This window comes from Agrobacterium sp. ST15.16.055 (genome assembly GCF_027956555.1).
GTDB lineage: Bacteria > Pseudomonadota > Alphaproteobacteria > Rhizobiales > Rhizobiaceae > Agrobacterium > Agrobacterium salinitolerans.
The window spans coordinates 139,781-163,726 of record NZ_JAQKGN010000001.1 but is presented as its reverse complement, the minus strand read 5'-3'; the positions used below and the strand labels follow the sequence as shown (position 1 = coordinate 163,726).

Here is a 23,946-nt window from a genome sequence, read left to right as displayed (position 1 = left end):
TGGAAATGATGGCGTGTGGATCATGGCTATCCTCAACACGGCGGAAAAAGCCCTACCCGCAGACCTGCGCGCGAAGCTTTCGCCGCTGGTAAAGAAAGTCGCCGTTCTTCTTTCCGGCGGAGATGAACTCTCCCGTGCGCAGCGTATGGCGCTCGTTGCGTTTGCGGTGCGTATCGTCAGCGCCGGCATCGCCTTCATTTCCCAGATCATTCTTGCCCGCCTGATGGGCGAATTCGAATACGGCCTGTTCGCATTTGTCTGGGTACTGGTGATCCTGTTCGGCAATCTTTCATGTCTCGGTTTTCACACCACGGTCATACGCTTTTTACCCGGCTATCGTCTGGAGGACGCCCACGACAAGATCATGGGACTGACCTCGACGGCGCGTGTCTTCGCCATGCTTTCGGCCAGCGCGCTTGCGATCTTCGGCTTCGTTTTCCTGTATTTCTTCGGCGAGCGCATCGCTTCCTACTATCTCATTCCCATGTCGCTGGCGCTTTTCACCCTGCCCATGGTGGCGTTGGGCGATGTGCTGAACGGCACGGCGCGCGCAAATGGCTGGGCGGTCTCCGCTCTCAGCCCCACCTACATCGTTCGCCCGGTGCTTATCCTGCTGTTCATGCTGGCGGCAATCGGTCTTGGCGCGGGAAAAACCGCAACGACAGCCATGCTCACGGCGCTTCTTGCCACCTATGTCACCACGCTTTTCCATTTCGTCTTCATGAACCGCCGGCTCAACCGGCATTTCCGCAGCACGGCCCGCAAGGTGCATTTCCGCCGTTGGATAAGCTTCGCCTTCCCGATGTTCCTGATCGACGGCATCGGTTTTTTGATGACCAATTCCGATGTGGTGATCGTCGGCCTTTACCTGCCGCCGGATCAGGTCGGCATTTATTTTGCCGCGGCCAAGACCATCGTGCTGATGCAATTTGTGTTTTTCTCGGTGCAGGCGGCCGCCGCCCCGCGCCTGGCCGCCCTGATGTCGGCCAATGACAGGCAGGGGCTTGCCGGTTTCGCCAGCCAGGCCGCGCGCTGGGCTTTCTGGCCGTCGCTCGCCGTCGGCAGCGTGGTGCTCCTGGCCGGCCCGTTCCTGCTGTCGCTGTTCGGCCCCGGCTTCGTTCAGGGCTATGAGTTGATGTTCTTCCTTTTCGCAGGCTTCCTCGCCAAGGCGCTGATCGGCCCGGGAGAAACATTGCTGAACATGGCCGGCAAACAAAAATTGTGCGTCGCGCTTTATATTATCATCTTTGGTTGCAACATTGCACTCAACATGGCGCTCATTCCGGTCTATGGTCTGGCAGGGGCCGCGGCAGCGGTGGCGATAGCCATGTGCATAGAAGCTGTGCTATTGCATATTGCCATTCGCCGCACACTCGGGATCGTCCTTTTTGCCTTCAACGATCCCCGGGCGGGTCAAAACACTGGGAAGGCGGTGTAACGATAAGCATGTCCAGCGATCCAAAGAATCCGGATTTTCAGGATCCGCGCATCGCGGCGCTGATGGCGTCTGCGGAGCGTGACCGTCCCGTGGCCGACAGCAGCCGACGCGTGGGCCGCGATGGCCGGGAATTCTGTATCTATCCGGGTCAGCTCGGTTATGACATGCAGGAAGAACTCGACTTTCTGTCCAATCGCGTCATGGAGGCGAATGTCTTCTTCACCGGAAGGCTTCTCGCACCCGCCATGCCGCGCATCGAAGACAAGTCCGTGCGTTTCGCCCTCATCCGCGACGAGAACGGCGCCAGAAGCCGCATGCGCTTCCTGATGCCCTTTACCGTGGAAAAGCCGGGTTTTTCCATCGGTCCCTCCATCATTCGCGTCTGGGCCAATCCATTCGGGCCGCTCGGCACGCCGCTGGTCGACACCGAAGGTGCTGCCGAAACCCTCGACAATCTTTTCGATGCGCTGTCCGACAGCAACATGCGTCTGCCGAATGTTCTGGTTCTGCCGGATGTCCGGCTGGAAGGGCCGTTTGCCCGAATGTTCAAAGCCATCGCGCTCAGCCGCAACCTGCCGGTGACGACGACGGGCAATTATTACCGGCCGATGCTGGAAAGCCTTCTCGACGGCAAGGCGTATCTGCGAAACGCCCTTGCGCCGCACCATTTGCGCGAAATGAACAGGCAATGGCGTCAGCTCGAAAAATTTGGGGCCCTCTCCTATACCGTTACCCGGCAGCCAGCGGACGTGCGCTACCGCATGGAGGAGTTTCTGGCGCTGGAGGCGAGCGGCTGGAAAGGCCGCAAGCGCACCGCGCTGGTCAACGACCGTTATCGCGCCGCCTTCGCCCGCGAGGCGATCACCAATCTGGCCGAAGCGGATGCGGTGCGTATCCACACCATCGATCTCAACGGCAGCGCGATTGCTTCCATGGTCGTCTTCATCGCAGCCGGCGAAGCCTATACGTGGAAGACCGCTTTCGACGAAAACTATGCGCAATTTTCTCCCGGCAAGCTGCTGGTGCAGAAACTGACCGACTGGCATCTGGATGACGCCAATATTCTGCGCAGCGACAGCTGCGCCGTGCCCGATCATCCGATCATGAGCCGCTTCTGGCAGGAACGGCAGGAAATGGGCACGCTGGTTGTCGGGCTTGCCCAGAATAGCGACCGGGACGTGCGGCAGGTTTCCACCCAGGTGGACATGTACCGCAATACCCGCAACCTCGCCCGCAGCCTGCGGCAGAAAATCCTGTCCTTCGGACGCAAGGGCAATTGATCCGAAGGGCGCTGGCAGCGCCCTTCGGATTTCAGGACGCGGATGGGACCCGTCTTAGCGCGAGGCCGTCCTGATCATCTTGCACAATTGCGTCAAAGCGGCATCGTATCCGCCACCCAGAATATCGACGCACCGGCGGGCAAGCTTTATCTGCTCCGTGCGCGACATGTCGTTATAGGACTGGATGACCTGACGCATGGCGCGAGGCGTCATCGGCCGGCCGGGATTGTTCGGATTTCCGATATTGCCAGGATTTCCCGGGTTCCCCGGATTGCCAGGGTTACCGGGCGAACCTGAGCCGCCAATGCCCAGCCCGACATCGACACCGAGCCCGCTTGATCCGCCCACATTGGCTCCGACATTTGCGTTGACACCGTTGGAACCGCCAACGGAGGCATTCACGCCGGCATTGACCCCGCTGGAACCGCCGACGGATGCGTTGACATCCGCATTGACCCCATTGCTGCCACCGACCGAAGCGTTGACATCCGCACCCAGCCCGCCGCCGCTGCGGCCGCCGATATCAGCACCGGCATTAACCCCGCCACTGCCGCCAACGGAAGCACCGACACCGAGACCACCGCTATCATTGCTACCCACGCTAGCATTCACCCCGTTCTCTCCGCCGATCCCGATATCCAGCGCATGGGCGTTGACCGGTAGGATCAAGCAGGCAGACAGTAACAAATTGCGAGAAAGAGCCCTCATAATTTCCTCCCTATGAGTTGGCTACTCCCGCCCCGCGTGGAAACTCCACATCGGCATCATAGTTTCAATTAGTAATTGCGTATATGCTATTTTATTAGAGATATCTAAAATTATCCGAATAATTCAACCCCAGGTGTATTGTTTTGAAACAGGCGCGACTGATTGAAATGCCTGCGCCGCAGCAATTTCGCCGATTTTTTAAATGTCGGCTCGTGATTTTCGCCCTACGCCACCGCGCACTGGGATAGCCTTTCGTAAAGGCAAATTTCCTGCTTTTGGGCTTGCACGCAAGGTCTCGCCCGTGATAGACGCCGTGACATTGCCTCAGTGACCTGAAACACAATCGGCATCGAAATGCGGGTGTGGTGGAATTGGTAGACGCGCCGGACTCAAAATCCGGTTCCGCAAGGAGTGTCGGTTCGACCCCGACCACCCGCACCACCTCTTATGATTTGAACGACATTATCGGCATGAACGAGACCTTATCTGGTCAAGGATCATGCTATGCCGCCAGATAAAAACGTCTGGCATTGCCATGGCCGATCGCTGCCTGCTCATCCGGTGAAAGCGCCGACAGAAGCGCTCTCGTCATGGCAATCCACTCCGGCAGGCCGGAACCGAGATCGACCACCGGCCAGTCGCCGCCCCAGACCATTCTTTGGGGGCCGAACAGCGTCAACACGGTTTCCACGTAAGGTCTCACGTTTTCCAGCGTCGTTTGCCCCGGCGCACAATAGGCGGTGACACCCGAAAGCTTGACGGAGAGATTGGGCAGGCGGGCCAGATCGGCCATGCGCTCGCTCCAGGCAGAAAAATCGTTTCCGGCGATATCAGGCGTGCCGCAATGGTCGAGCATGAAACGGACATTGGGGCAGGCCCGGACAAGTTCGGCGGCAATGGCAAGCTGACGGGAATGAAAACACAGATCGACCGGCCATCCGGCCTTGCCGATCTTGCGCACATTTCGGCGATAGTTTTCCGCACGGCTGGTATCGTCGGGCATGACCTGGAGGATACGGCGGAACCCGACCACTTTGAGGTCGCGGCATTCCTCCAGCCAGGCATCGAACCCCTGATCCGTTTCCGGCCGGCAGCTGGCGATCTGGCCGAACATCGGCAAGGTCCCTTCCCCAACCATGCCGGCCACAAGCCGGGCTTCCGCCCGATAATCACTGTCATCGACCCCGGTTTCCATGAAGATCGTGCCGACGACACCGCTGCCCTCGACAAGAGCTGCATAGTCCGCCCGGGTGAAGCTTCCCGCAAGGCTCGGCTCGCCGCGCGTCCAGGCATAACCGAGTTTGCCCCGCAAGATCAGATGCTGGTGGGTATCAATGAGGTCCATGGCGTCCTCCTCCCTGTCGTGCCAGTCAATCGTCAAGAGCGAGCGCGTCAAAACCCGCCCAGGCGGCGTCCGGCACGGCCGTTTCGAAAATAGATAGATTGCGCCGGAGGCTGTCCGGTTTTGCCGTGCCGATCAGCACGCTGGCGACATCGGCGTTTTGCAGCGGAAAATGCAAAGCGGCCGCTGCGAGCGCGACGCCGTGGCTGGCGGCGTGATCTTCCATGGCGCGCACCCGCTCCATGACTTCAGGCGCGGCTTCATTGTAATTGAAGGTCGCGCCCGGCCTAGCACCGGTTGCAAGAATGCCCGAGTTGAAGACACCACCGATCACAAGCGCGGTGCCGGTTTCCGCGCAACGCCCAAGCAGCCGCGCCGCCGCCGACCGGTCGAGCAACGTATAACGGCCCGCCAGAAGGATGCAGTCGATCTCGTCTATCTCCATGAGGTTCAGACAGGCCGGAACCTCGTTCACGCCAAGGCCGAACGCGCCGATCCGGCCTTTCGCCTTCAACTCGTGCAGCGCCTCGATGCCGCTTTCGGTGAATATTCCGAAATGATGGCGATAGGCTTCCTCTCCAAGCGTGGTCTCCTCCAGATCGTGGACATAGAGAATATCCACCGAACCGAGACCAAGCCGGGCAAGGCTCTGCTCATGCGAGCGCATGATGCCGTCATAGCTGTAGTCGTATTCCACCACGAAAGGCAGCGCGTCGACAAAACCGTAATCCGGTGTCACGCCCGCTTCGGCCGGTTTCAGGATCCGCCCGACCTTGGTGGACAGCACGAATTCGTCGCGTGGTTTGCCCTGAAGAAAATCCCCGACGCGTCGTTCGGAGAGGCCCTGCCCGTAATAAGGTGCGGTATCGAAATAACGGATACCGGCGTCCCAGGCGGCTTGCAGCGTCGCCATCGCATCCTCGCGGCTGACGTTGCGGTAGAGATTGCCGATACCGGCAGCGCCGAAGGAAAGCTCGCTCAGCGACAGCGCCGTGCGGCCAAGTTTGCGGGTTTTCATGCGGCCCCCTCCTCTCGGCGAAGCTGGCGCTCGACGGTGCGGATGACGCCACGGAGTTCGCCGAGACCCTTCATGCGGCCGATATAGGAATAGCCGGGGTTGGTCTTTTTGGTGATGTCATCACCCAGCAGATGGCCGTGGTCAGGTCGCATTGGAATATTGGTGCGGCGGCCAGCCTTGGCGGCGGCCAGCTCCTCGCGCAACAATGCCTCGATGACGCCGATCATGTCGGTTCCGCCATCAAGATGATCGTCCTCAGAGAAGGAACCATCCGCTTCAACGGTCACATTCCGAAGATGGGCGAAATTGACGCGGGACGCGAACTCCTGTGCCATTGCCACGAGGTCGTTGTCACTGCGCGCGCCGTAGGAGCCGGTGCAAAGGGTAATGCCGTTGTTCGGGCTTTCAACGGCCGAGAGGATGGTGCGGATATCGGCAGGTGTCGAGACCACGCGCGGCAGGCCGAACAGCGAGAATGGAGGATCGTCAGGGTGGATGCCGAGATGCACGCCCACTTCTTCCGCAACCGGCACGACTTCCCGCAGAAAGGCGAGAAGATTGCTCTGCATGGTCGTGCTGTCGATACCATCGAACGATGCAATCAGCGCGGCGATGGACTGGCGCGTCTGCACCAGCGCGCCGCCTGGCAGACCGGCTATGATGTTGCGTTCCAGAAGAGCCTGGTCATCTTCGCTCATGTGCGCAAAACGCGCTTCGGCCCGTGCAACCAGCGCAGGATCGTAATTTTCCGCCGCACGAACACGCTTCAGGATGAAGACGTCATAAGCGACGAAATCCGCCATTTCGAAGCGCAGCGCCAATCCGGTATTACGTGCCTGCCAGCGCAGGTTCGTGCGCGTCCAGTCCACGACAGGCATGAAATTGTAGCAAACGACGGGAACGCCAGCGCGGCCGAGACGGGCGAGCGTATCCTTCCAGCGCGCAATCGCCTTCGGGGCATCGGCATCACCACGCTTAACGGACTGTTCCATGGGAATGGATTCGCAGACACTCCATTCCAGACCGGCCGCCTCGATCATCGCCTTGCGTTTGGCGATCTCTTCCGCCGGCCACGCGGTGCCGTCGGGAATCTGGTGCAGCGCCGTTACAACGCCGCTCGCACCCGTCTGCCGCACATGCTCCAAGGTGATGGGGTCCGATTCACCGAACCACCGCCAGGTTTCCTTCATAGTCTATTCCTCCGAAAAATGCCGTTCGATGGCGCCAAGCGCCCCGTATTCGACGATGTCGCGATAGGCGGCTAGAAGCGCCGTAACGAACGCCTCGTCCGCCTGCCATTCAGGCCCGAAGACGCGACGAAATGTTAAAAACCGGTCGATGACCGCATCCGGCTCCTCGCCGCTCCCGGTAGGCGCACCCCACTCCGCAAAGGCCGGATCGGCCATGACAATTGCCTCTCCCTTCTCGTTCAGCGCTGCGCAGGACCGTATCCACATCGCAACCGCAAAAAGAGCGGCTGTATTCGGCGCGCCTGCGGCACGCAGTTCCGCAAGCGGCGCGAGAATGCGTTGCGGCACTTTCTGTGAAGCGTCAGAGGCGATCTGGGCGGCGCGATGACGAAGGGCGGGGTTGGCGAAACGCTGGCGCAGACCGGCAACATAGTCCGGACCGCTGACGGCCGGGCTCAAGGTCGATCCGACCTCCCGCCAGTAATGATCGATGTACCCGCGCGCCCGCGGATCGGCATAGATATCGGCGATCGTCTCAAGCCCGCTGCACTGACCGATGGCCGCCATGGCGGTGTGAGCGCCATTCAGCATCCTGAGCTTCATATGCTCATAGGGCTCGACCTCTTCAACGATTTCGGCACCTGACAGCTCGATGCCAGGGCGACCGTGCGGAAAGCGATCCTCGATTACCCAGCGGAAGTAGGGTTCCGCAATTACCGGCCAGGCATCCTCGCAGCCGAGACGCGCCGTCACACGCTCACGGTCGGTAGCCGTGGTGGCGGGCACGATGCGGTCCACCATGACGCAGGGGCAGGAAAGATTTTCTGCGATGAACGCAGCGAGATCCTCGTCGGTGATACCAGCCATCTCCACCAGAAGACGGTGCAGGATGCGTCCGTTGGACGGAAGATTGTCGCAGGAGAGCAAAGTCAGCGGCACAGCCCCCGCGGCCCTCCGGCGTCTTGTTGCTTCCAGCAGAAAACCGAGCGCGGAGCGCGGCTTTTGTGGATGCGCCAGATCATGAACGACATCGGGATGGTCACGAAGAAGCGCGCCCGCCGACAAATCGGCGAGGTAACCCTTTTCCGTCACCGTCAAAGTGACGATCCTGACACGCGGATCGGTCATGGCTTGCAGCAGCCGCTCCGGATCTTCAGGGGCGACGATGGTCTCGAGGATGGAACCGACAATCCGCAACGTCTCGTTCTCACCGTCACGCAGGCAGAATGTATAGAGATTGTCCTGTGGCGCGATGGCATCGCGCGTATCGGGGCTGCGCAGCGAGGCAGCAACAATGCCCCAGCCGGTTTCGCCACGCGCGAGACAATCATCGATGAACACGGCCTGATGGGCGCGGTGAAAGGCGCCGACGCCGAGATGCACGATGCCCGGTGTGACCGCTTTGCGGTCATAAGCTGGCACGAGCACGTCTTGCGGCAGATGGGACAGTGCAAGGGAAGAAAGACGATTGGTCACGTTTGTTTTCTCCGTATCTCAGCCGAATTGCAGGCCGCCATTCATGTCGACGACGGTGCCTGTCATGAAGCCGGACAGCGGCGAGGCAAGGAAACGCACGGCATGCGCCACCTCTTCCGGCTGGCAGAAACGCCCGACGGGAATGGCTGCGAGCTGGCGCTGGCGGTCTTCCTCCGATAATTGCTCCATGATCATCGGCGAAACCACATAGGCCGGCGCGACTGCATTGGCGGTAACGCCGAAAGGGGCAAGCTCGCGAGCGGACGAGTAGGTGAGGCCGACCATTGCCGATTTCGACACCGAATAGGCCGTGCCCGCCGTCAGGCCGCCGGATTTCCAGGCGTAAGAGGAAATGTTGATCAGCCGCCCCCAGCGGTTTTCCTTCATGGCGGGAACGACGGCCTGCGTCAGCAGCAGGGCGGCATCAAGATTGACGGCCATCAACTTGTGCCATTCGTCAAGCGTGGTCGCGGCCAGTTTGTGCGGCGACAGTACGCCGGCATTGTTGACGAGAATATCGATGACCTCGAAACGATTTGCGACATCTTTCATGACGGCCTGTAGTGCCGCCGCATCGCCGAGATCGACGGCAATGGGATCACAGGCGTTGCCAAACCCCTCCGCGAGCGCTGTAACAGCCTCGATATCGCGATCGAAGGCGAGCACCCTTGCCCCTTGCGCCACCAGCGCCGCGACTACGGCGCGGCCGATGCCGCCGCACGCGCCCGTCACGAGCGCGGTCTTGTGTTTCAGTTCCATTCCGTCTCCTCCACGTCCACTATCAAATGGACAAATGCTTGCGCTCTTCTTCGGGCAGCTGTTCGTAGATCACGAAAACCATATCCAGATGCGTCACCAGCGCCTTTTCCGCGGCGTCGGCATCGCCCTGATCGAGGGCGTCGACGACCGCCAGGTGCTCCTCGATCACGGCGGGCAGGCGCTCCGGTTTCGCCCAGTAGCGATGGAACCGCGACAGCGTCACCTTGGCGGCAAGGATTGCCTGCCAGACGCCCTCGCGGCCGGAGAATGTGCCGAGCAGCCGGTGAAACGCCTCGTCGGCGTGGAAAAAGCCGTTGGCGTCGTTGGCGGCGATGACCCTTTCCTGCTCGGCGATGACATCCCGCATCGTGCGGCTCATCTCTTTCGTCCATTTCGGCGCAACTTCGCGCAGCAGCGCCACTTCCAGCGAACGGCGGATAAAATGGCTGTCCTGGATTTCACCGAGCCTGATCGGTGCGACGAAGCTGCCGAGCTGGGGATAGACATCCACAAGCCCCTCTTCAGACAGGCGCTGGATGGCGGCGCGCACCGGTGTGCGCGACACGGAAAACTGACGGCAGATGGAGTTCTCGCTGATTGGCGCACCGGGCGCCAGCCGCACTTCGACAATGGCCTGACGCAGGGCCGCATGAACCTGATCGGCCACGGATCCATAGCGGTTGACCACAAGCTCCACGCTCTCGATTCCAGGGCCTGAGGCCTCCTGATGGCCGCCGCGTCCGGCAAAGCCGGCATTGGTGTTTTTCGTCATGAACGCTCCCCTTTTGAAAGGCCGCCGTGAAAATCTGATTGCAACTTGGATACAAGTATACTAGTGTCCATAGTGCTTACGCAAGTCGGCTGTTGGGAGAAAAAGCGATTAAGGGGGGTTCCAGTCGCTTTTTTTTAAAGAAACAGGCCGTTTCATGGAGGAGAAAAACATGACGCATTTCATGCGCAGCCTCGTCGCTGCCGCAATCATCGGCGCTGGAGCCTGCGGTGTTGCGCAGGCGGCGGACGCCAGCAAGGTCGCCCTCGTTCCAGGCGGTCCGCACCCTTATTTCGCTGCCTGGGAGCAGGCCGGCAAGGACGCCGCCAAGGACTTCGGTCTGGCGGGCGCCGACTATAAGGTGCCGCAGAAATGGGAACTGGCACAGCAGAACCAGCTTCTAGAAAGCCTTCTGAGCCAGGGGTATAACGGCTTCCTGATTTTCCCCGGCGATCCCGTCGGCGCGGTCTCCACAGCCGAGGAACTGACCGGCAACGGCGCAAACGTGATTGCCGGCGCCGGCTGCTTCAAGGACCCTTCGCCTGCGGCCTTCTGCCTCGGCACCGATACCGGCAATTCGGCCTATCTCGGCACCAAGGAACTCATCAAGGCAATGGGAACGGGCAAAAAACGCATCGCCCATTTCACCGGCTTCCTTGTTGACCCCAACACCCAGCTTCGTATCGATGCCGTGAAGAAGGCGGCTGACGAAGGCGGCGCCGAGGTCGTTCAGGTCATCGCCGATATCGACGCGCCGGAACCGGCCGAGGAAAAGATCAACGCTTACCTCGCCGCCCATGCCTCGGAAGTGGATGGCATCGTCACCACGGCCTGGGTTCCGGCGGTCGTTGCTTCCAACGCCCTGCGCAAGATCGGCGACAAGCGCATCCACATGGTAGGCATCGACCACGACGAAGTGGTGCTGAAAGCGATCAAGGATGGTTTCGTTGATGGCACGATGCTGCAGAACCCCTATGGCCAGGGTTATGTCGGCTCCTTCGCTTTGAGCAAATTGCAGTCCGGCTGCAAGGTGAAGGCGGACGCGCCGTTCAAGTCCAACGCACTGACGACCAAGTTCATCGATTCCGGCACCGCCTATGTCGATGCCAGCAAGGTCGATAACTATGTCGATGCCATGCGCGCCGAGACCAAAAAGCTGCTTGCGAACTTCGATGCGACGTATCTGAGCTGCAAATAATCAGGCTTTTTAACACCTGCCGGGCGGGCCGCGATCACGCCCGGCAATCCCGCGTCGTCGAAAGCCCGCTCCGGCGGCAGCGCAATGTCAAGGCGGACCGCCGAGGTCTGCGGGCCAAACAAATACCGGAACATTTTCATGACCGTGAACGATAGTTTGCTTACAAAAGGCGTGCAGGAGACAGAGGAACGCATGCGCTCGAGCATTTCGCAAAGCCGTTTTTTCCTCACCAATGAATTCGGCCTCATTCTGCTGATCGTCGTTTTCGCCATCATTTTTGGCGTGGCGGCCAGCGGCTTCCTGTCGCCTTTCAACCTGTTCACGCTCGGACGCAGTGCCGCAATCAACATCATGATCGGCCTGTCTATGATGGCGGTGATCGTGACCGGCGGCCTCAATCTTGCCGTTGGAGCGATCGGCGTCTCGGCAGCCATGGCCTGCGGTTATCTCATCGAAGTGCTTGGCGTGCCATGGCCGCTCGCTGTCATTGGCGGTCTCGCCACAGGTGCAGCGCTCGGTTTTGTGAATGGCTGGACCGTCATTCGCACGGGGCTGCACAGCTTCATCATCACGCTTGCCACCATGAGCATCTTTTTCGGGGTGATGATCTTCCTGACGCGGGCCGAGGCCTATCGCGGCCTGCCGCCGATCTTCGCAGCCTTCGGAAAGATGAAGCTCGCGACCTATTTCTCGCCGCTGCTTCTCGTCACGCTCGCAACGGCCCTCGCCCTGTCCTTTCTCTACCGGCGCACCGTTCTTGGTCGCGAAATGCTGGCGGCAGGCGCACGCCCGGAAGCGGCGGAACTTTCCGGCATCCGCGTCGACCGCATATTCATTGCGTGCCATATGCTGTCGGGCCTGCTTGCCTCACTTGCTGCCCTGATGCTGGTAACCCGCACGGGTGCGGCCATTCCTTCCATGGCCGGCCAACTCGGGCAGGACTGGCTGTTGCCAGCCTTCCTGGGGCCCGTCCTCGGTGGCACGCTGTTGCAGGGCGGCAAGGTTTCGGTTCTAGGCACCTGTCTCGGCGCACTTTTGGTCACCATGCTGACCAGCGGCCTGCTGCTGCTCCAGCTCGGTGAATTCTGGGTCCAGACATTTCTTGGCCTGCTGCTGTTGCTGGCGGTTTTGATGGACAAGGCGCGGCGAAGCTATCTCGCCCGGCGCAATCTGGCTTGAGGACTGGACGATGACGACCGACAACACCCTTCTACGCCTTGCCAGAACCGACTGGTTCGGCCCCCTGCTTGTCACGGTGCTGGCAATTGTGCTGATCCGCGGCTTCAGCCCCAACTTCCTGTCTTCCTTCAACATCCAGATCCTGCTTCTGGCCATCTCGGTCAATGCGCTCATCGCCTTTTCACAGATGATCATCATCGCCATCGGCCAGATGAACCTCTCCGTCGGCGCGATCGGCGGCCTCGCGGCAATCTCCTTTGCAGGACTGATGCAGGTCTGGGGGCTTCCGGCACCGGTGGCTGCCATTGCCGCCGTGCTGATCGGTATTGTCTGCGGCATGCTCAACGGCCTGCTGATTGCCATTACCGGCATTTCCGCCTTTGTCATCACATTGGCGACACTGTCGATCTACAAAGGCATCAACCTCGGAATCACACGGGCGGAGCCATTCTACGGCATACCCGACTCGGTGAAAGACTTCGGTTCGGCCCTCATTGCCGGGCCTATTCCGTGGCTCGCAGTCCCGACCATCGCCATCGCATTCGCCCTGTGGTTCATGCTGCGCCGCCAGCCGATAGGCCGTTTCATCCTCGCCATCGGTGGCAACAGCCATGCGGCGGAGCTTTCCGGCATTTCGGTGCGCATGACGGTGATCGTGGCACATGGCATTTCCGGCTTTCTGGCATCGGTTGCAGGCATCCTGCTCGTTTCCCGTCTGCAGATCGGCCAGCCTTCCATCGGTGACGACTGGCTCATCCTGTCCTTTGCCGCCCCCGTCATCGGCGGCGCCGTGCTGGCCGGCGGGCATGTCAGCGTCGGGGCGACCCTGCTCGGCGTCGTCATCGTCGCCATCATCACGCAGGCACTGGTGTTGTTCTCCATCGATCCGTTCCTCGTGCAGGTGGTGCTGGGCGCGATGATCCTCGCCGCCGTCGGCATCAACCGCCTGCGCGAAACGCATCTCGGCAAAAAGACAGGGAAGGCCTGACATCATGGACAAACAACCCGTTTTTCAGGCGCGAAACGTCGAAAAAGTCTTTCCCGGCGTCAGAGCCCTCAAAGGCGTCAATCTTTCGCTGCAGCCCGGCTCGATCCATGCCCTGCTTGGGGAGAACGGCGCCGGCAAATCGACCCTGATCAAGGTCATCACCGGCGTCCATCATCAAAGCAGCGGCCAGATTCTCGTTGATGGGCAGGAAGTGCGCTTCGGTAATCCGCGCGAGGCGATTGCCCGCGGCATCGGTGTCGTCCATCAGGAACGCAACCTCATTCCGCGCTTCTCGATTGCCGAAAATATCCACATGGAAAAGCTTGGCGCGCATTATCTCAAACCCATCGACTACGCCGCGTTGAACCGCGACGCGCGCCGCTGGCTTGAGGCACTCAATCTGGAAATCGATCCGGCAACACCGGTATCCGAGCTTTCCGTTGCGCAGATGCAGCTGGTGGAAATCGCCAAGGCGCTTTCACTACAAAGCCGTGTGCTCCTCCTCGATGAGCCGACGACATCGCTGACGCCGAGCGAAACGGACAACCTCTTCCGCATTCTGCGCCGCCTGCGCGACGATGGCGCAAGCCTCGTCTTCGTCAGCCACAAGCTGGAGGAGGTTCTCGACATCTGCGACCGGGTGACGGTTCTGCGGGATGGTGAAAACGCCTGCGAAAGCCGCTCGATGGAAGGGCTTGGACGTCAGGATCTCGTGCGCCTGATGATCGGGCGCGCCGAAAGCGGCGGCGGCTGGCGCAAACGCACGGTCGAACACCATCCGATGGTGCTGGAACTTGAGGGTGTATCGACCGCGATCGGTCACCGCGATGTCAGCCTGTCCGTGCGCAAGGGCGAGATCGTCGGCCTTTACGGGCTGGTCGGCGCCGGTCGCACTGAACTTGCAAAATCGATCATGGGTAAGTTCGCGGTCACGGCCGGCGACCTGCGTCTTTCGGGCCGGTCGGCACGCATCCGCTCCGTTGCCGAAGCGATCCACGACTATGGCGTCGGTTATGTCAGCGAAGACCGCAAGGGCGATGGCCTCATTCTCCAGCACTCCGTTCTTGCCAATGCGGGCGTTCCCATCTGGCGCAAGCTCGCGAATGCGTTCGGCGTGCTTTCGGATGGGCGCATCCGCGCGGCGGTGACGCCTTTCCTTAAAAAGCTCGAAGTAAAGACCCCAAGCCTCAGCCAGACGGTCGGCAATCTATCGGGCGGCAACCAGCAAAAAATCAGTGTCGCCAAATGGCTCGCCGCCGATGTCAAACTGCTGATCGTCGATGAACCCTCCGTTGGTATCGACATCAAGACCAAGGCCTATCTGCATGATCTGCTGCGCGAGCTGGCAGATAGCGGCACCGCCATTCTCATCATTACCAGCGACATGCCGGAAATGGTGGCACTGGCGGATCGCATCGTCGTGATGGACCGTTACAGGGTGAAGGGCATCGTCGAAAACAACGGCATCTATGCCGATATGAGCCAGCACATCATGGCACACATTCACCATCCGCAGGAGAGCGAGGCCGGCCTCCTCACGGCATAGACGCTTCGCCGAAGACTTACGGTCGGCCCTTTGTTTCAGCCTCCCGGAAAGGGGGCGGCTGCGGTGCGCGCCCGCTTTGTGTAACGACGCGGACCTCGATCGCTTTACGAAGCCCTTGAAAAGGCGCCGTCATGACAGCCGCGATCGCAACCCTCACAAAACTTTGCTTGTTCATCCCGCCAATAGTGCCGGGCTTTCATTTGCCAGACGCAGCGGACTGGATTAGACGAATCCCGTTACACCGTGGAAACCGGCGACTTAATTTCGCCATCACGCCCGCCTTTTTGAAAGCCCGTCCGGGATATCTGCTTCTTTTCGAAGTTCGAGGAAAACAACATGGCCAATGCGACCACCGCCGACAACAGCCGCACGCTCGCCGCTCTCGGCGTCACGGCGGGAATGATCTTCACCGTCGGCTCCGCCCTCGGTTTTCAGCATATTGGCGGTTATACGCCCTGCGCGCTTTGCCTGCTGCAGCGCGATCCCTATTATTACGCCATTCCGCTGGGTATCTTGGCCATTGCGACCAGCGTCTTCAAATTGCCGGTTCAGATCACCCGGTTGCTGCTTGCCCTTATCGGTGTGGCGATGCTGATCGGCGCCGGGCTCGGCGTTTATCACGCCGGTGTGGAATGGGGTTTCTGGGAAGGACCGATCACCTGCGCCACCGGGGCGCCTTCCATCACCACCAATGCCGGCGATTTGCTGGGCAATCTGAACGCCATCAAGGCGCCTTCCTGCAACGACGCCGCCTTGCGGGTGCTCGGCCTTTCTTTTGCGGGCTGGAATGTCATCGCAAGCGTTGCACTTGCGGCAGTCGCCTTTTTTGGCGCGAGCCGTAAAAGCCGGTAAACGGAAAACCGCGTTGCAGTCCTTAAAAGATCAGGGCTGCAGCTCGGTATCCCAGTAAAGATAGTCCATCCAGCTTTCGTGCAGATAATTGGGCGGGAACAGCCGCCCGTTATTGTGCAAATCCTGAACCGTGGGCTGGAAAGGCTTCTGCGCCGGGAACATGCCCGCCTGCTTGGGAAGCTTGCTGCCTTTTTTAAGGTTGCAGGGAGAGCACGCCGCCACGACATTGTGCCACGTCGTTTCACCGCCATGCGCGCGGGGAATGACGTGGTCGAAGGTCAATTCGTCCCGCGTGCCGCAATACTGGCATTCGAACTTGTCCCGAAGGAAAACATTGAAGCGTGTAAAAGCGGGGTTGCGGGTGGGCTGCACATAGGTCTTGAGGCTGACGACGCTCGGCAGCCGCATGGAAAAGCTGGGGGACGACACCGCATGATCATATTCTGCAATGATGTTCACACGGTCTAGAAAGACGGCCTTGATCGCGTCCTGCCAGGACCATAACGACAAGGGATAATAACTCAGTGGCCTGTAGTCTGCGTTCAGAACGAGCGCCGGCAGGGCCTGTGGTGAAACTGCAATCGTCAAGGGCTTCTCCTGAGCGATTCGGCATCTGCACTTGTATATTAGGTCCGTTGTTACAGGATTGTGAAGCCTATAAATGCAGCGGCGAAGAGCTTAATTTTTGAGCCCTGAAATGGCGTTTTTCGCATTCCTGACGATCAAGCGGCACGGTGGAGCCTCCTGGCCAGGGACACCGCGGGCCGATGCGGCAGGGAGGCGATTCGGGCCTTTGCCAGACACAAATCCTTCTCACACCGGACGCACTATCGGTGATATGATTACCCCCGACGGACCAATGGAACATCAATGCGCGCCCGGCATGGCAAATGTGCGGCGGCGTCCGTCATTTCGTCAATGGAGGAACGGTCATGAGGTTGGGCAGGCGGCAAGCGGCAGCATTGCGGGGCAGCCTCGCGGCCGGCGTGCTCGTCGCCGTGATCGGTCTCTTCGCGTGCGCCCATGCCCAGCAGTACCAGAATTACGAAGTGACGCCGGATGGCCGCGGCGGAGCGCAGGGAACGATCGGCGGGCGCAATTTCGAAATTTACCGAAATTACGACCGGCCGCCGGTAAACCGCGCCTCCCCCGATACACGGCGTGAACTCAGGCGCGCTGTCCCGCAGCAAACCTGTATCATCGACACCGAGGGTAGAACCCGCTGCAGGTGAGCGCGAGCCCAATTTTCCGACTGTTTCTAGCACGCTGCAACAAAATTAGATTTCGTTAAAATGCAATCTATCGACTTAAACGGCCCGCAAGAATGGGTCGCTATGGTGCCAGGCATAAGAGACGACAATTGTGCAGGGGCAAGGACATGGCGAAGAAAACAATCCGTCTGGCAAAGATCTTTGCCGTCGCTGCCTGTGTGGCGGCAAGTATTGCGACAACGGCATCGGCCGTCCAGCTCGGCGGCCTCACCCAGAAACCCGGCGCATCGCGGCCTGGCCAGTTCATGACCACGAGCCGCCCGACCATCGCGCCCATTGCCTTTGCGAAATTCTGCGAGAGCGCCGCCGACCAGTGCCTCCGGATCGGCGACCGCGATATGGTGGAACTGAGCAAACAGAAGCGCGCGGAACTCCAGCGCATCAACGCCGAGATCAACACGTCGATAATCTATGCCAGCGAACAGGACGGCGAAGACGACTGGAAACTGAACCCGGCAAGCGGCGACTGTGAAGATTTCGCGGTGACCAAGCGGCAACGCCTCCTGCGCGCCGGCTGGCCCTCAGGCGCGTTGCGCATCGCAACGGCGCGCACGACGGATGGCATTGGCCATGCCGTCCTGGTCGTCAGCACCAGCCAGGGCGATCTGGTGCTTGATAACCGCACCAATGTCGTCAAGCCTTGGAAAGCCGTCGATCTGAAATGGATCAAGATCCAGTCGCATGAGAACCCGCGCATCTGGCTGAAACTCTAGACCGTCAGTCCTGCACTCGTGGGCTTCATTCGTGGGGGCTTCGACACGGGCTTTGACGCAGGATGCGACAGCCGTTTCCAACGCCCTTGACCTTGTGCGGCAGAGACAGTATCGGCAGCTATGCCCAAGGTATTCAACTGGATTCGCGGTCGTAAGCAACCAGCCCCCCGCGACGACCGGAGGCGGCGTAGAATAGACCTTGGCGACAAGCCGGCCACCTTCCCTATTTACGCCATTGGCGACGTGCACGGCTGCCTCGATCTGCTTTTGCAGGCGGAGCGGAAAATCCTCGCCGATCTGGGACCCGAGCCCGCACCCGCGCTGGTCGTTCTCCTCGGCGACTATGTCGATCGCGGACGGGACTCCCGTGGCGTTCTCGAACATTTGCTGCAGCCCCCGCCCGCGCCGCTGCGCCGTATTGCGCTTTGCGGCAACCATGAGCAGCTCTTCCATGATTTTCTCGAAAATCCGCAGCAGAATATGCACTGGCTGGACTTCGGCGGCCGCCAGACACTTCTGTCCTACGGGGTCGATATCGACTATTTCATGAATAAAGGCCGTCTCAGGCTACAGCCTTTCAGGGATGCGCTGCTCGGCGCGATCCCGCAGCCGCATCGCCAGCTTTTATCCAGCCTGCCCGTCTATGCCCGCATCGGCTCCTATATCTTCGTGCATGCCGGCTTGAGACCGGGATTGCCGCTTGATGCGCAGACCGATGAGGACATGCTCTGGATCCGTGAGCCTTTCCTCTCACAGGGAGCCGGACTCGACCTCCTCGTCGTCCATGGACACACACCGGTGGAGCAACCGGAGACCGGCCCGCAGCGCATCGGCATCGACACCGGCGCTTACACCACGGGCAGGCTCACCATTCTCAGGCTCTCGGATGCGGGCCTGCACCTGATCGGCTAAGCCTCGGTCAGATTTTCACCAGCGGCTCGCGCTCGTAGGCCTGGTGGAGCATTTTCACGAAAGAAGGCGCCAAGGGCACGCAATGCGACCCTAGAGCTTCAACCGGAATACCGGGTGTCAAGGAATTCATCACGACCGCGCCTTTGATATCGCTGAGATTGGCGGGACGGATCAGTTGCTCGCGCTGAGCGATGCCGAGCGCGTCGAGCTGGCGGCGAATGATGCTCATCGTGATACCAGCAAGGAAGGCGGCCCTTGGCCAGACCACCGCCTCGCCATCCCAAAAGGCCAGATTCCAGATGGTTGCTTCGCTCAGATATCCCCGCGCGTCAACAAAGGCCGCATCGTCATATCCACCCTCGACGGCCTTGCGAAGGAAATAGGTTTTTGATGCTTCACCCACATGTTTGATCGTTGCGAAGGGGCGTTCATGGTTGACGAGTGCCAGACGCAGGGATTGTTTCGGATCATCAAAGGCAGGCGTTGTGCGAACGAGAATGGCGGGGTCGTTCTCTGCTCCCGTCCGAGTGAATTCCCCACTGCGCGAAAACAGGGTAGCCGTCAGCGACAGGGCCGGCGGGCCTGCATGGATCGCTGTCCGCAACCGGTCGCGCACCAGATCATCCGGCAGGGCTCTGCCGAAAAACTCTTGCGACGCCGATTTCAGTCGGGCGAGATGCAAATCCAGCCCGCGCGCGGCGCCGTCCCGCACCTGCATGGCGGTGAAATGCGCAAAACCTGCGAAGGCCAGAGGTGATAAGTCTTGTGCGGTCGCCGTCCGGCCATCGAGTTCGGTACGAAAGCGGGATTTTCCAGTCATTTTCAAGCTCCTGAAGCGTGTTTACATCTTGGAGCGTCTTCCCTACAGTCTGACAGCGCTGTCAGAGTCAAGGGCTGGAAATGAAGATCGGCGAACTCTCCCTGAAAACAGGTGTGAGCATTAGAATGCTCCGCTATTACGAGGCCGAAGGCCTTCTCACGCCCAGCCGCACGAAGGCCGGATATCGCGACTACAGTGTCGCCGACGTCGATACCGTCGAGCGCATCCTTCTGCTCGGCAATGCCGGCATGACCCTCGCCAATGTCAGGGAGTTCCTGCCCTGCTCCCTTGATCAGCGGCAAGCCTTCCAGCCATGCGACGAATTGAAATCGAAGCTGCGGATGCAGATCGGCAGGGTTGAAGAACAGATGAACGGACTTTCCAGGAGCCGGAAGCTGCTCACAGACATTCTGGCAACCTTCGAAAAATCCACTCCGGCTTCAGGCCGCCGGTAAGTCTCTGTGTCAGCGATGGCCATCCCCGCTTTACGGAGCGGGCGGCGGACAGTCATCTCCACCGCCACATCAGTTAACCGGGGATAAGGCCGATCCTCACGCACCATCAATAGCTTCGAGCCAGATACCGACGGCGACCGCGCCCCTATCGGGATGACCGACCACCCACTCACCGAGGTAACTTGCGCGCCCGAGCCGTGGCTTCATCGAGGCTGTCGCCTTTGCAGCGCTGCATCGTCGACTTGCAAGACCGACAACGAAAAACCCGGCATATCTAGGGCCGAAGGAAGGCGCCGGCCCAGGCGCGTTCCACGACGACACCTTTCGCCTCCAGCAGCACGACCGCCGACCGTGCCCACGATAGCGAGTTCCATCGGTGGCGTTGCCCCTAGGCCATTGACCAGCAGCGCGACGCGATCGCCGCCGGCGAGCTTGCCGTCGGCCTCGATTGTTTCGATCACCAGCTTCACGAGCGCGTCAGCCGAGGCGATGGGCATCCGCTGCACGCCCTGCTCACCATGGATTCCGAGCCCGACTTCAATCTCGGTCTTACCCAGCACGAAGCCCGGCTTGCCGACAGCCGGCGGCGTGCAGGAGCCCAGCGAGACACCCATCAAAGAGAGCTTGGGCGGCTTCCCGGGCGATGCGGGTCACCTCTTCAAGAGCAAGCCCCTTTTCCGCTGCGGCCCCGGCGAGCTTGTGGACGAGCACCGTTCCCGCAATCCCGCGGCGGCGATCGACGGGAACCGTATCCTTCAAGGCAACGTCGTCGGCGACGACAACGATCTCGACAGGGATTCCTTCGGCCCTCGCCAGCTCCGCCGCCAAGCCGAAATTCAGCCGGTCGCCGGTATAGTTCTTGACGATGGCCAGCACGCCGACATAACCGGCATGGGCAGGCTCATGTCCGCTGCCGCCGCCCGAAAGCACCGCCACCCTGCGCTTCTCCGCCTCGGGCAGCCCGGATCGAATGATCACGTTCTCATCCAGAAGCAGAGTGGTTTGCGGGCTGAGCGCCACGACGCCCTCCAGCATGTCCCGGACAACGGTGGATGGATCGTTGATAAGCTTCTTCATGCCTTACTCCTCGATGCAGTGCGTCGGCGGGCGGGCGGTATTCCGGCATTTACGCGCGCTGGAAAACGCGTAGATGCGGCTTGAACAGTGAACAAGCATGGTCTCCTCGCCGATTGCAAGCGTCGGAAATGCACGGCAAAGCTTCAAGCACGAAACAGGACTGGCCTCCTCACTGAGGTAATTGTCGGCAGACTTGTGGTCAGCCCGCTTCCGACATTGTATAGAATGCCGGTAATCCCTTTTGTTCCCGCCGGGCTTCCCGAACGCGAAGACAACACTGAAATAACCAGACGCAACCCACCACCTGATCAACCTCAACAACCAGCATCAAGGAAACACATGAGCGCTGCGTATTATACGTCGGCCATTGCGGTCGCTGCTGCGGCAGGGGTGGTTATCAGGCCGTTCCGGTGGCCCGAGGCCGTATGGGCCGTCGCAGGAGCGCTGCTGATCCTCGCGCTGGGCATTTTGACTCCTGCGGAAGTCTGGTCAGGGGTGATCAAGGGTCTCGACGTTTACCTGTTCCTGACCGGCATGATGTTGCTGTCTGAGCTTGCCCGGCGTGAAGGTCTGTTCGACTGGGTCGCCGCCGTTGCGATCTCTTACGCCAGAGGGTCGGCGCGGCGCCTCTTCGTGCTGATCTACCTGATCGGCGTCGTCGTGACCGCGCTTCTCTCCAACGACGCCACCGCCGTCGTCCTGACGCCTGCCGTTTATGCGGCCTGCCGTGCCGCCAGGGTCAAGAATCCGCTTCCTTACCTTTATATCTGCGCCTTCATTGCCAATGCGGCGAGTTTCGTGCTGCCGATCTCCAACCCTGCCAACCTCGTCATTTTTGCCGGCGGCGAGATGCCGCCGCTGTCCCGCTGGCTGGACACCTTCCTGCTTCCGTCGATTGCGGCAATTCTTGTCACCTTTCTTGCGCTTTACTGGTCGCAGCGCCGTGTTCTCGCGGAAGACACCGTCGCGGATCGGGTGGAACGCCCGACCCTCAGCCTGCCGGCGAAACTGGCGGGCGTCGGCCTGCTGGCAACCGCCGCCGTGCTGCTGTCAGCCTCTGCATTCCACATGGATCTCGGCCTTCCGACGTTCCTCGCTGGCGTAATCACGACTATCCTCGTTCTTGCCATCGTGCGGCAGAACCCGGTGGAGATCATCAAGGATGTGAGCTGGGGTGTGCTGCCGCTCGTTGCGGGCCTGTTCGTCATCGTCGAAGCCGTTAGCCATACGGGCATCACCGCCGTGGTCGCTGAGCAATTGAAGGCGCTGAGTGAACATTCGCAGGCACAGGCCATTGGGATCGGCGGCGTCGCCGTCGCGCTTTTTTCCAACCTCGTCAACAACCTACCGGCTGGTCTTTTCGCTGCAAGTGCCGTTCAGGCTGCACAGGTGCCGGACAATGTCACTGCCGCTGTTCTGATCGGGGTCGATCTGGGACCGAACCTGTCGGTCACGGGCTCGCTTGCAACCATCCTTTGGCTGTCAGCACTCCGGCGCGAAGGCCTGCATGTGCGCGCGCTGGACTTCCTCAAACTGGGCGCCCTCGTCATGACACCGGCCTTGCTGGCGTCGCTTGCAACGTTGCTGCTCTGACACGCGCATGAGGACGCCGTGAGAGGGCGTGAAGCGGCGCCGTTACGCCGCTTCCGGTCTCCTATCGGACTCCTCGTTGATCTTGTCGATCAGCTGCATGAGGATGTCCGAGCACGCCTTCATCGGCTCGTCATCGGCACATTTGACATCGATCTTGCTATCGCCCTGCTCGAGGCGGAAATGCGCGCCCTTTGACGGCGGTGGTGGAGGCGACGCATCGGGGCGACCCAGACCATCCGCCGGACCGGGCGGCGGCGGCTGTTGGGCAAAAGCGATGAAGGTGGATGCGCCCGACGAAAGCGAGGGCGCGGCTGGCAAGAGGGTTAAGGCCGCCATCGATCGTATCGACATGCAGATGGACAGCCGCAAACTCGATCTCGGCATGAACGGCATGTCGATCGAAAATGGCGACAACTCGATCAAGGTCGATGAGGCAAGCCTCAAGGGCTTTGACTGGAGTTCGTCGATCAAGGCAATTTCCGAGCTCGCCGGGCTCGATGATACGGAGATCGAGACCTTTCCGTTCAACCGTCTGATACCGGAACTCGGAACGATCCGTGTTGGCGGCATCAATGTCGATGTGGCCGCGCCCGAAAAATCGGACGAGGAGGCAAACGAGGAAACGAAAGGCACGCCGGAGCGCGTCAAGTTCACACTCAAGAATTTCGAAATGGGGCTGAGAAAACCCTTCAACGGCATTCCGACCGACATTACGATCCGGCAGGACGATCTGACTCTTCCCATCCCGGCGGACTCGTCGGAGGAGGTTCTTGTTGAAGCGCGCAAGCTGGGCATCGAGTCGCTCGCCCTGTCTTATGGCCTTTCCGCGGGTTGGGACGAACCGAACAACAATCTGATGATCCGGGAAATCTGCTTCAGCGGCAAGGATATTGGCAGCGTCAATTTCTCCGGTCTCGCGAACGGGTTTACGGAAGAATTCTTTCCCTTCGACATCGGTCGCGCCCAGGCCGCACTCTTCGGGCTTGCCGGCCGCGAGGTGAAACTCACGATCAAGGACGAAGGTTTGATGGCCAAGGCGATCAAGCTTTATTCTTTGGAAAACCACATGAGCGAGGCAGAGGTTCGCGCCACCCTGACATTGGTGGCAAGTGCCCTGCTGCAACAGGTCGCGGCTGAACAGCCGAAACTGCAAAATGCGGTGGAGGCGCTCGGCCGCTTCATCAGCACACCGGGAACCTGACGGTCACGGTCAAATCGACAGGTGCAAATGGCCTCGGCCTTCTGGATCTCGTTGCCGCTTCTGACAATTCGATGCTTCTGCTCGACAAGGTCGACATTCAGGCAACGGCGGAATAGCGGCTGCCATTCAACAGGACCCGGAAGGCCGAGAAGGGCTTCCGG

At 60.3% G+C, this 23,946-nt stretch carries 25 protein-coding genes, 1 tRNA gene and 1 pseudogene; 14 read left to right on the top strand and 13 right to left on the bottom strand.

Annotated features, from left to right (window positions below; genetic code table 11):
- Nucleotides 1-22: 22 nt before the first annotated feature.
- Nucleotides 23-1,438: a Wzx-type polysaccharide biosynthesis protein UppV gene (gene uppV, locus PL599_RS00830; RefSeq protein WP_142912030.1), complete on the top strand. Its 1,416-nt coding sequence runs from the start codon at nucleotides 23-25 to the stop codon at nucleotides 1,436-1,438.
- A gap of 8 nt (nucleotides 1,439-1,446) precedes the next feature.
- Complete coding sequence (locus PL599_RS00825) at nucleotides 1,447-2,718, top strand: GNAT family N-acetyltransferase (protein ID WP_269823482.1); 1,272 nt, start codon at nucleotides 1,447-1,449, stop codon at nucleotides 2,716-2,718.
- Between the two features lie 54 nt (nucleotides 2,719-2,772).
- Here the strand turns inward: PL599_RS00825 and uppQ are convergent, their stop codons facing one another.
- Complete coding sequence (uppQ, locus tag PL599_RS00820; protein ID WP_269823481.1) at nucleotides 2,773-3,426, bottom strand: polysaccharide biosynthesis GNAT family N-acetyltransferase UppQ; 654 nt, start codon at nucleotides 3,424-3,426, stop codon at nucleotides 2,773-2,775.
- A gap of 356 nt (nucleotides 3,427-3,782) precedes the next feature.
- On the opposite strand from uppQ, the gene PL599_RS00815 reads away from it, so the two are divergent.
- Nucleotides 3,783-3,867 (top strand) — tRNA-Leu (locus tag PL599_RS00815).
- Nucleotides 3,868-3,928: 61 nt separating this feature from the next.
- On the opposite strand, the gene PL599_RS00810 is transcribed toward PL599_RS00815, so the two are convergent.
- From PL599_RS00810 to PL599_RS00785, 6 genes are read right to left on the bottom strand one after another with little or no spacing between them, the layout of a single operon-like run.
- Complete coding sequence (locus PL599_RS00810; RefSeq protein WP_269823480.1) at nucleotides 3,929-4,771, bottom strand: amidohydrolase family protein; 843 nt, start codon at nucleotides 4,769-4,771, stop codon at nucleotides 3,929-3,931.
- 25 nt (nucleotides 4,772-4,796) lie between these two features.
- On the bottom strand, nucleotides 4,797-5,786 hold the full coding sequence (locus PL599_RS00805) for an aldo/keto reductase (protein ID WP_269823479.1): 990 nt from the start codon (nucleotides 5,784-5,786) through the stop codon (nucleotides 4,797-4,799).
- Complete coding sequence (gene uxuA, locus PL599_RS00800; RefSeq protein ID WP_269823478.1) at nucleotides 5,783-6,976, bottom strand: mannonate dehydratase; 1,194 nt, start codon at nucleotides 6,974-6,976, stop codon at nucleotides 5,783-5,785. Before uxuA ends, PL599_RS00805 begins: the two co-directional genes overlap by 4 nt.
- A gap of 3 nt (nucleotides 6,977-6,979) precedes the next feature.
- Complete coding sequence (locus PL599_RS00795; protein WP_269823477.1) at nucleotides 6,980-8,452, bottom strand: mannitol dehydrogenase family protein; 1,473 nt, start codon at nucleotides 8,450-8,452, stop codon at nucleotides 6,980-6,982.
- An 18-nt stretch (nucleotides 8,453-8,470) separates the two neighbouring features.
- On the bottom strand, nucleotides 8,471-9,211 hold the full coding sequence (locus PL599_RS00790; protein ID WP_149742896.1) for an SDR family NAD(P)-dependent oxidoreductase: 741 nt from the start codon (nucleotides 9,209-9,211) through the stop codon (nucleotides 8,471-8,473).
- A 22-nt stretch (nucleotides 9,212-9,233) separates the two neighbouring features.
- Nucleotides 9,234-9,983, bottom strand: coding sequence for a GntR family transcriptional regulator (locus tag PL599_RS00785; protein WP_269823476.1), 750 nt, complete (start codon nucleotides 9,981-9,983; stop codon nucleotides 9,234-9,236).
- 154 nt (nucleotides 9,984-10,137) lie between these two features.
- On the opposite strand from PL599_RS00785, the gene PL599_RS00780 reads away from it, so the two are divergent.
- The 5 genes from PL599_RS00780 (at nucleotide 10,138) to PL599_RS00760 (ending at nucleotide 15,743) form a co-directional block, all read left to right on the top strand.
- Nucleotides 10,138-11,178: a sugar ABC transporter substrate-binding protein gene (locus PL599_RS00780; RefSeq protein ID WP_077985163.1), complete on the top strand. Its 1,041-nt coding sequence runs from the start codon at nucleotides 10,138-10,140 to the stop codon at nucleotides 11,176-11,178.
- A 138-nt stretch (nucleotides 11,179-11,316) separates the two neighbouring features.
- Nucleotides 11,317-12,357 carry an ABC transporter permease gene (locus tag PL599_RS00775; RefSeq protein ID WP_269823475.1) on the top strand — a complete coding sequence of 347 codons (1,041 nt, stop codon included), beginning with the start codon at nucleotides 11,317-11,319 and terminating at the stop codon, nucleotides 12,355-12,357.
- A gap of 10 nt (nucleotides 12,358-12,367) precedes the next feature.
- A complete protein-coding gene (locus tag PL599_RS00770; RefSeq protein ID WP_269823474.1) occupies nucleotides 12,368-13,345 on the top strand; it encodes an ABC transporter permease in 978 nt (325 codons plus the stop codon).
- Between the two features lie 4 nt (nucleotides 13,346-13,349).
- Entirely contained in the window at nucleotides 13,350-14,891 is a 1,542-nt protein-coding gene (locus PL599_RS00765; RefSeq protein WP_269823473.1) for a sugar ABC transporter ATP-binding protein, read from the top strand.
- 336 nt (nucleotides 14,892-15,227) lie between these two features.
- On the top strand, nucleotides 15,228-15,743 hold the full coding sequence (locus PL599_RS00760; RefSeq protein ID WP_078053374.1) for a disulfide bond formation protein B: 516 nt from the start codon (nucleotides 15,228-15,230) through the stop codon (nucleotides 15,741-15,743).
- Nucleotides 15,744-15,773: 30 nt separating this feature from the next.
- Here PL599_RS00760 and PL599_RS00755 read toward each other — a convergent pair whose 3' ends face one another.
- On the bottom strand, nucleotides 15,774-16,331 hold the full coding sequence (locus PL599_RS00755; RefSeq protein ID WP_003585610.1) for an HNH endonuclease: 558 nt from the start codon (nucleotides 16,329-16,331) through the stop codon (nucleotides 15,774-15,776).
- Nucleotides 16,332-16,675: 344 nt separating this feature from the next.
- Between PL599_RS00755 and PL599_RS00750 the strand changes: the two genes are divergently transcribed.
- The 3 genes from PL599_RS00750 (at nucleotide 16,676) to PL599_RS00740 (ending at nucleotide 18,639) form a co-directional block, all read left to right on the top strand.
- Nucleotides 16,676-16,975 carry a hypothetical protein gene (locus PL599_RS00750; protein WP_077985324.1) on the top strand — a complete coding sequence of 100 codons (300 nt, stop codon included), beginning with the start codon at nucleotides 16,676-16,678 and terminating at the stop codon, nucleotides 16,973-16,975.
- A 146-nt stretch (nucleotides 16,976-17,121) separates the two neighbouring features.
- A complete protein-coding gene (locus tag PL599_RS00745; protein WP_269823472.1) occupies nucleotides 17,122-17,727 on the top strand; it encodes a transglutaminase-like cysteine peptidase in 606 nt (201 codons plus the stop codon).
- A gap of 120 nt (nucleotides 17,728-17,847) precedes the next feature.
- On the top strand, nucleotides 17,848-18,639 hold the full coding sequence (locus PL599_RS00740) for a metallophosphoesterase family protein (RefSeq protein WP_269823471.1): 792 nt from the start codon (nucleotides 17,848-17,850) through the stop codon (nucleotides 18,637-18,639).
- Between the two features lie 7 nt (nucleotides 18,640-18,646).
- On the opposite strand, the gene PL599_RS00735 is transcribed toward PL599_RS00740, so the two are convergent.
- Nucleotides 18,647-19,459, bottom strand: coding sequence for an aminotransferase class IV family protein (locus tag PL599_RS00735; RefSeq protein ID WP_142912043.1), 813 nt, complete (start codon nucleotides 19,457-19,459; stop codon nucleotides 18,647-18,649).
- Between the two features lie 80 nt (nucleotides 19,460-19,539).
- Here PL599_RS00735 and PL599_RS00730 point away from each other — a divergent pair, with 80 nt between their 5' ends.
- Nucleotides 19,540-19,914: a MerR family transcriptional regulator gene (locus PL599_RS00730; protein WP_142912044.1), complete on the top strand. Its 375-nt coding sequence runs from the start codon at nucleotides 19,540-19,542 to the stop codon at nucleotides 19,912-19,914.
- Between the two features lie 96 nt (nucleotides 19,915-20,010).
- Here PL599_RS00730 and PL599_RS00725 read toward each other — a convergent pair whose 3' ends face one another.
- From PL599_RS00725 to PL599_RS00715, 3 genes are read right to left on the bottom strand one after another with little or no spacing between them, the layout of a single operon-like run.
- Nucleotides 20,011-20,121, bottom strand: a complete 111-nt coding sequence (locus PL599_RS00725) for a DAK2 domain-containing protein (protein WP_191216705.1) — start codon at nucleotides 20,119-20,121, stop codon at nucleotides 20,011-20,013.
- Nucleotides 20,118-20,474, bottom strand: coding sequence for a dihydroxyacetone kinase subunit DhaK (locus tag PL599_RS00720; protein ID WP_269823470.1), 357 nt, complete (start codon nucleotides 20,472-20,474; stop codon nucleotides 20,118-20,120). The genes PL599_RS00725 and PL599_RS00720 overlap by 4 nt, the downstream gene beginning before the upstream one ends.
- Nucleotides 20,464-20,991, bottom strand: a complete 528-nt coding sequence (locus PL599_RS00715; RefSeq protein ID WP_269823469.1) for a dihydroxyacetone kinase subunit DhaK — start codon at nucleotides 20,989-20,991, stop codon at nucleotides 20,464-20,466. The genes PL599_RS00720 and PL599_RS00715 overlap by 11 nt, the downstream gene beginning before the upstream one ends.
- A 339-nt stretch (nucleotides 20,992-21,330) precedes the next feature.
- On the opposite strand from PL599_RS00715, the gene PL599_RS00710 reads away from it, so the two are divergent.
- Nucleotides 21,331-22,584 carry an arsenic transporter gene (locus PL599_RS00710; RefSeq protein ID WP_269823468.1) on the top strand — a complete coding sequence of 418 codons (1,254 nt, stop codon included), beginning with the start codon at nucleotides 21,331-21,333 and terminating at the stop codon, nucleotides 22,582-22,584.
- Nucleotides 22,585-22,626: 42 nt separating this feature from the next.
- Here the strand turns inward: PL599_RS00710 and PL599_RS00705 are convergent, their stop codons facing one another.
- On the bottom strand, nucleotides 22,627-22,920 hold the full coding sequence (locus PL599_RS00705; RefSeq protein ID WP_269823467.1) for a hypothetical protein: 294 nt from the start codon (nucleotides 22,918-22,920) through the stop codon (nucleotides 22,627-22,629).
- On the opposite strand from PL599_RS00705, the pseudogene PL599_RS00700 reads away from it, so the two are divergent.
- Nucleotides 22,862-23,901, top strand: a pseudogene (locus tag PL599_RS00700) (hypothetical protein); the annotation flags it as partial. The gene PL599_RS00705 and the pseudogene PL599_RS00700 overlap by 59 nt on opposite strands.
- Nucleotides 23,902-23,946 lie beyond the last annotated feature (45 nt).

Coding starts and splice junctions, on each gene's coding strand:
- uxuA (WP_269823478.1), bottom strand. CDS start 6,976: ATGAAGGAAACCTGGCGGTGGTTCGGTGAATCGGACCCCATCACCTTG.
- PL599_RS00825 (WP_269823482.1), top strand. CDS start 1,447: ATGTCCAGCGATCCAAAGAATCCGGATTTTCAGGATCCGCGCATCGCG.
- uppV (WP_142912030.1), top strand. CDS start 23: ATGGCTATCCTCAACACGGCGGAAAAAGCCCTACCCGCAGACCTGCGC.
- PL599_RS00750 (WP_077985324.1), top strand. CDS start 16,676: ATGAGGTTGGGCAGGCGGCAAGCGGCAGCATTGCGGGGCAGCCTCGCG.
- PL599_RS00790 (WP_149742896.1), bottom strand. CDS start 9,211: ATGGAACTGAAACACAAGACCGCGCTCGTGACGGGCGCGTGCGGCGGC.
- PL599_RS00765 (WP_269823473.1), top strand. CDS start 13,350: ATGGACAAACAACCCGTTTTTCAGGCGCGAAACGTCGAAAAAGTCTTT.
- uppQ (WP_269823481.1), bottom strand. CDS start 3,426: ATGAGGGCTCTTTCTCGCAATTTGTTACTGTCTGCCTGCTTGATCCTA.
- PL599_RS00760 (WP_078053374.1), top strand. CDS start 15,228: ATGGCCAATGCGACCACCGCCGACAACAGCCGCACGCTCGCCGCTCTC.
- PL599_RS00715 (WP_269823469.1), bottom strand. CDS start 20,991: ATGAAGAAGCTTATCAACGATCCATCCACCGTTGTCCGGGACATGCTG.
- PL599_RS00705 (WP_269823467.1), bottom strand. CDS start 22,920: ATGGCGGCCTTAACCCTCTTGCCAGCCGCGCCCTCGCTTTCGTCGGGC.
- PL599_RS00740 (WP_269823471.1), top strand. CDS start 17,848: ATGCCCAAGGTATTCAACTGGATTCGCGGTCGTAAGCAACCAGCCCCC.
- PL599_RS00775 (WP_269823475.1), top strand. CDS start 11,317: ATGACCGTGAACGATAGTTTGCTTACAAAAGGCGTGCAGGAGACAGAG.
- PL599_RS00725 (WP_191216705.1), bottom strand. CDS start 20,121: ATGAAGCCACGGCTCGGGCGCGCAAGTTACCTCGGTGAGTGGGTGGTC.
- PL599_RS00770 (WP_269823474.1), top strand. CDS start 12,368: ATGACGACCGACAACACCCTTCTACGCCTTGCCAGAACCGACTGGTTC.
- PL599_RS00785 (WP_269823476.1), bottom strand. CDS start 9,983: ATGACGAAAAACACCAATGCCGGCTTTGCCGGACGCGGCGGCCATCAG.
- PL599_RS00745 (WP_269823472.1), top strand. CDS start 17,122: ATGGCGAAGAAAACAATCCGTCTGGCAAAGATCTTTGCCGTCGCTGCC.
- PL599_RS00805 (WP_269823479.1), bottom strand. CDS start 5,786: ATGAAAACCCGCAAACTTGGCCGCACGGCGCTGTCGCTGAGCGAGCTT.
- PL599_RS00735 (WP_142912043.1), bottom strand. CDS start 19,459: ATGACTGGAAAATCCCGCTTTCGTACCGAACTCGATGGCCGGACGGCG.
- PL599_RS00780 (WP_077985163.1), top strand. CDS start 10,138: ATGGAGGAGAAAAACATGACGCATTTCATGCGCAGCCTCGTCGCTGCC.
- PL599_RS00810 (WP_269823480.1), bottom strand. CDS start 4,771: ATGGACCTCATTGATACCCACCAGCATCTGATCTTGCGGGGCAAACTC.
- PL599_RS00730 (WP_142912044.1), top strand. CDS start 19,540: ATGAAGATCGGCGAACTCTCCCTGAAAACAGGTGTGAGCATTAGAATG.
- PL599_RS00710 (WP_269823468.1), top strand. CDS start 21,331: ATGAGCGCTGCGTATTATACGTCGGCCATTGCGGTCGCTGCTGCGGCA.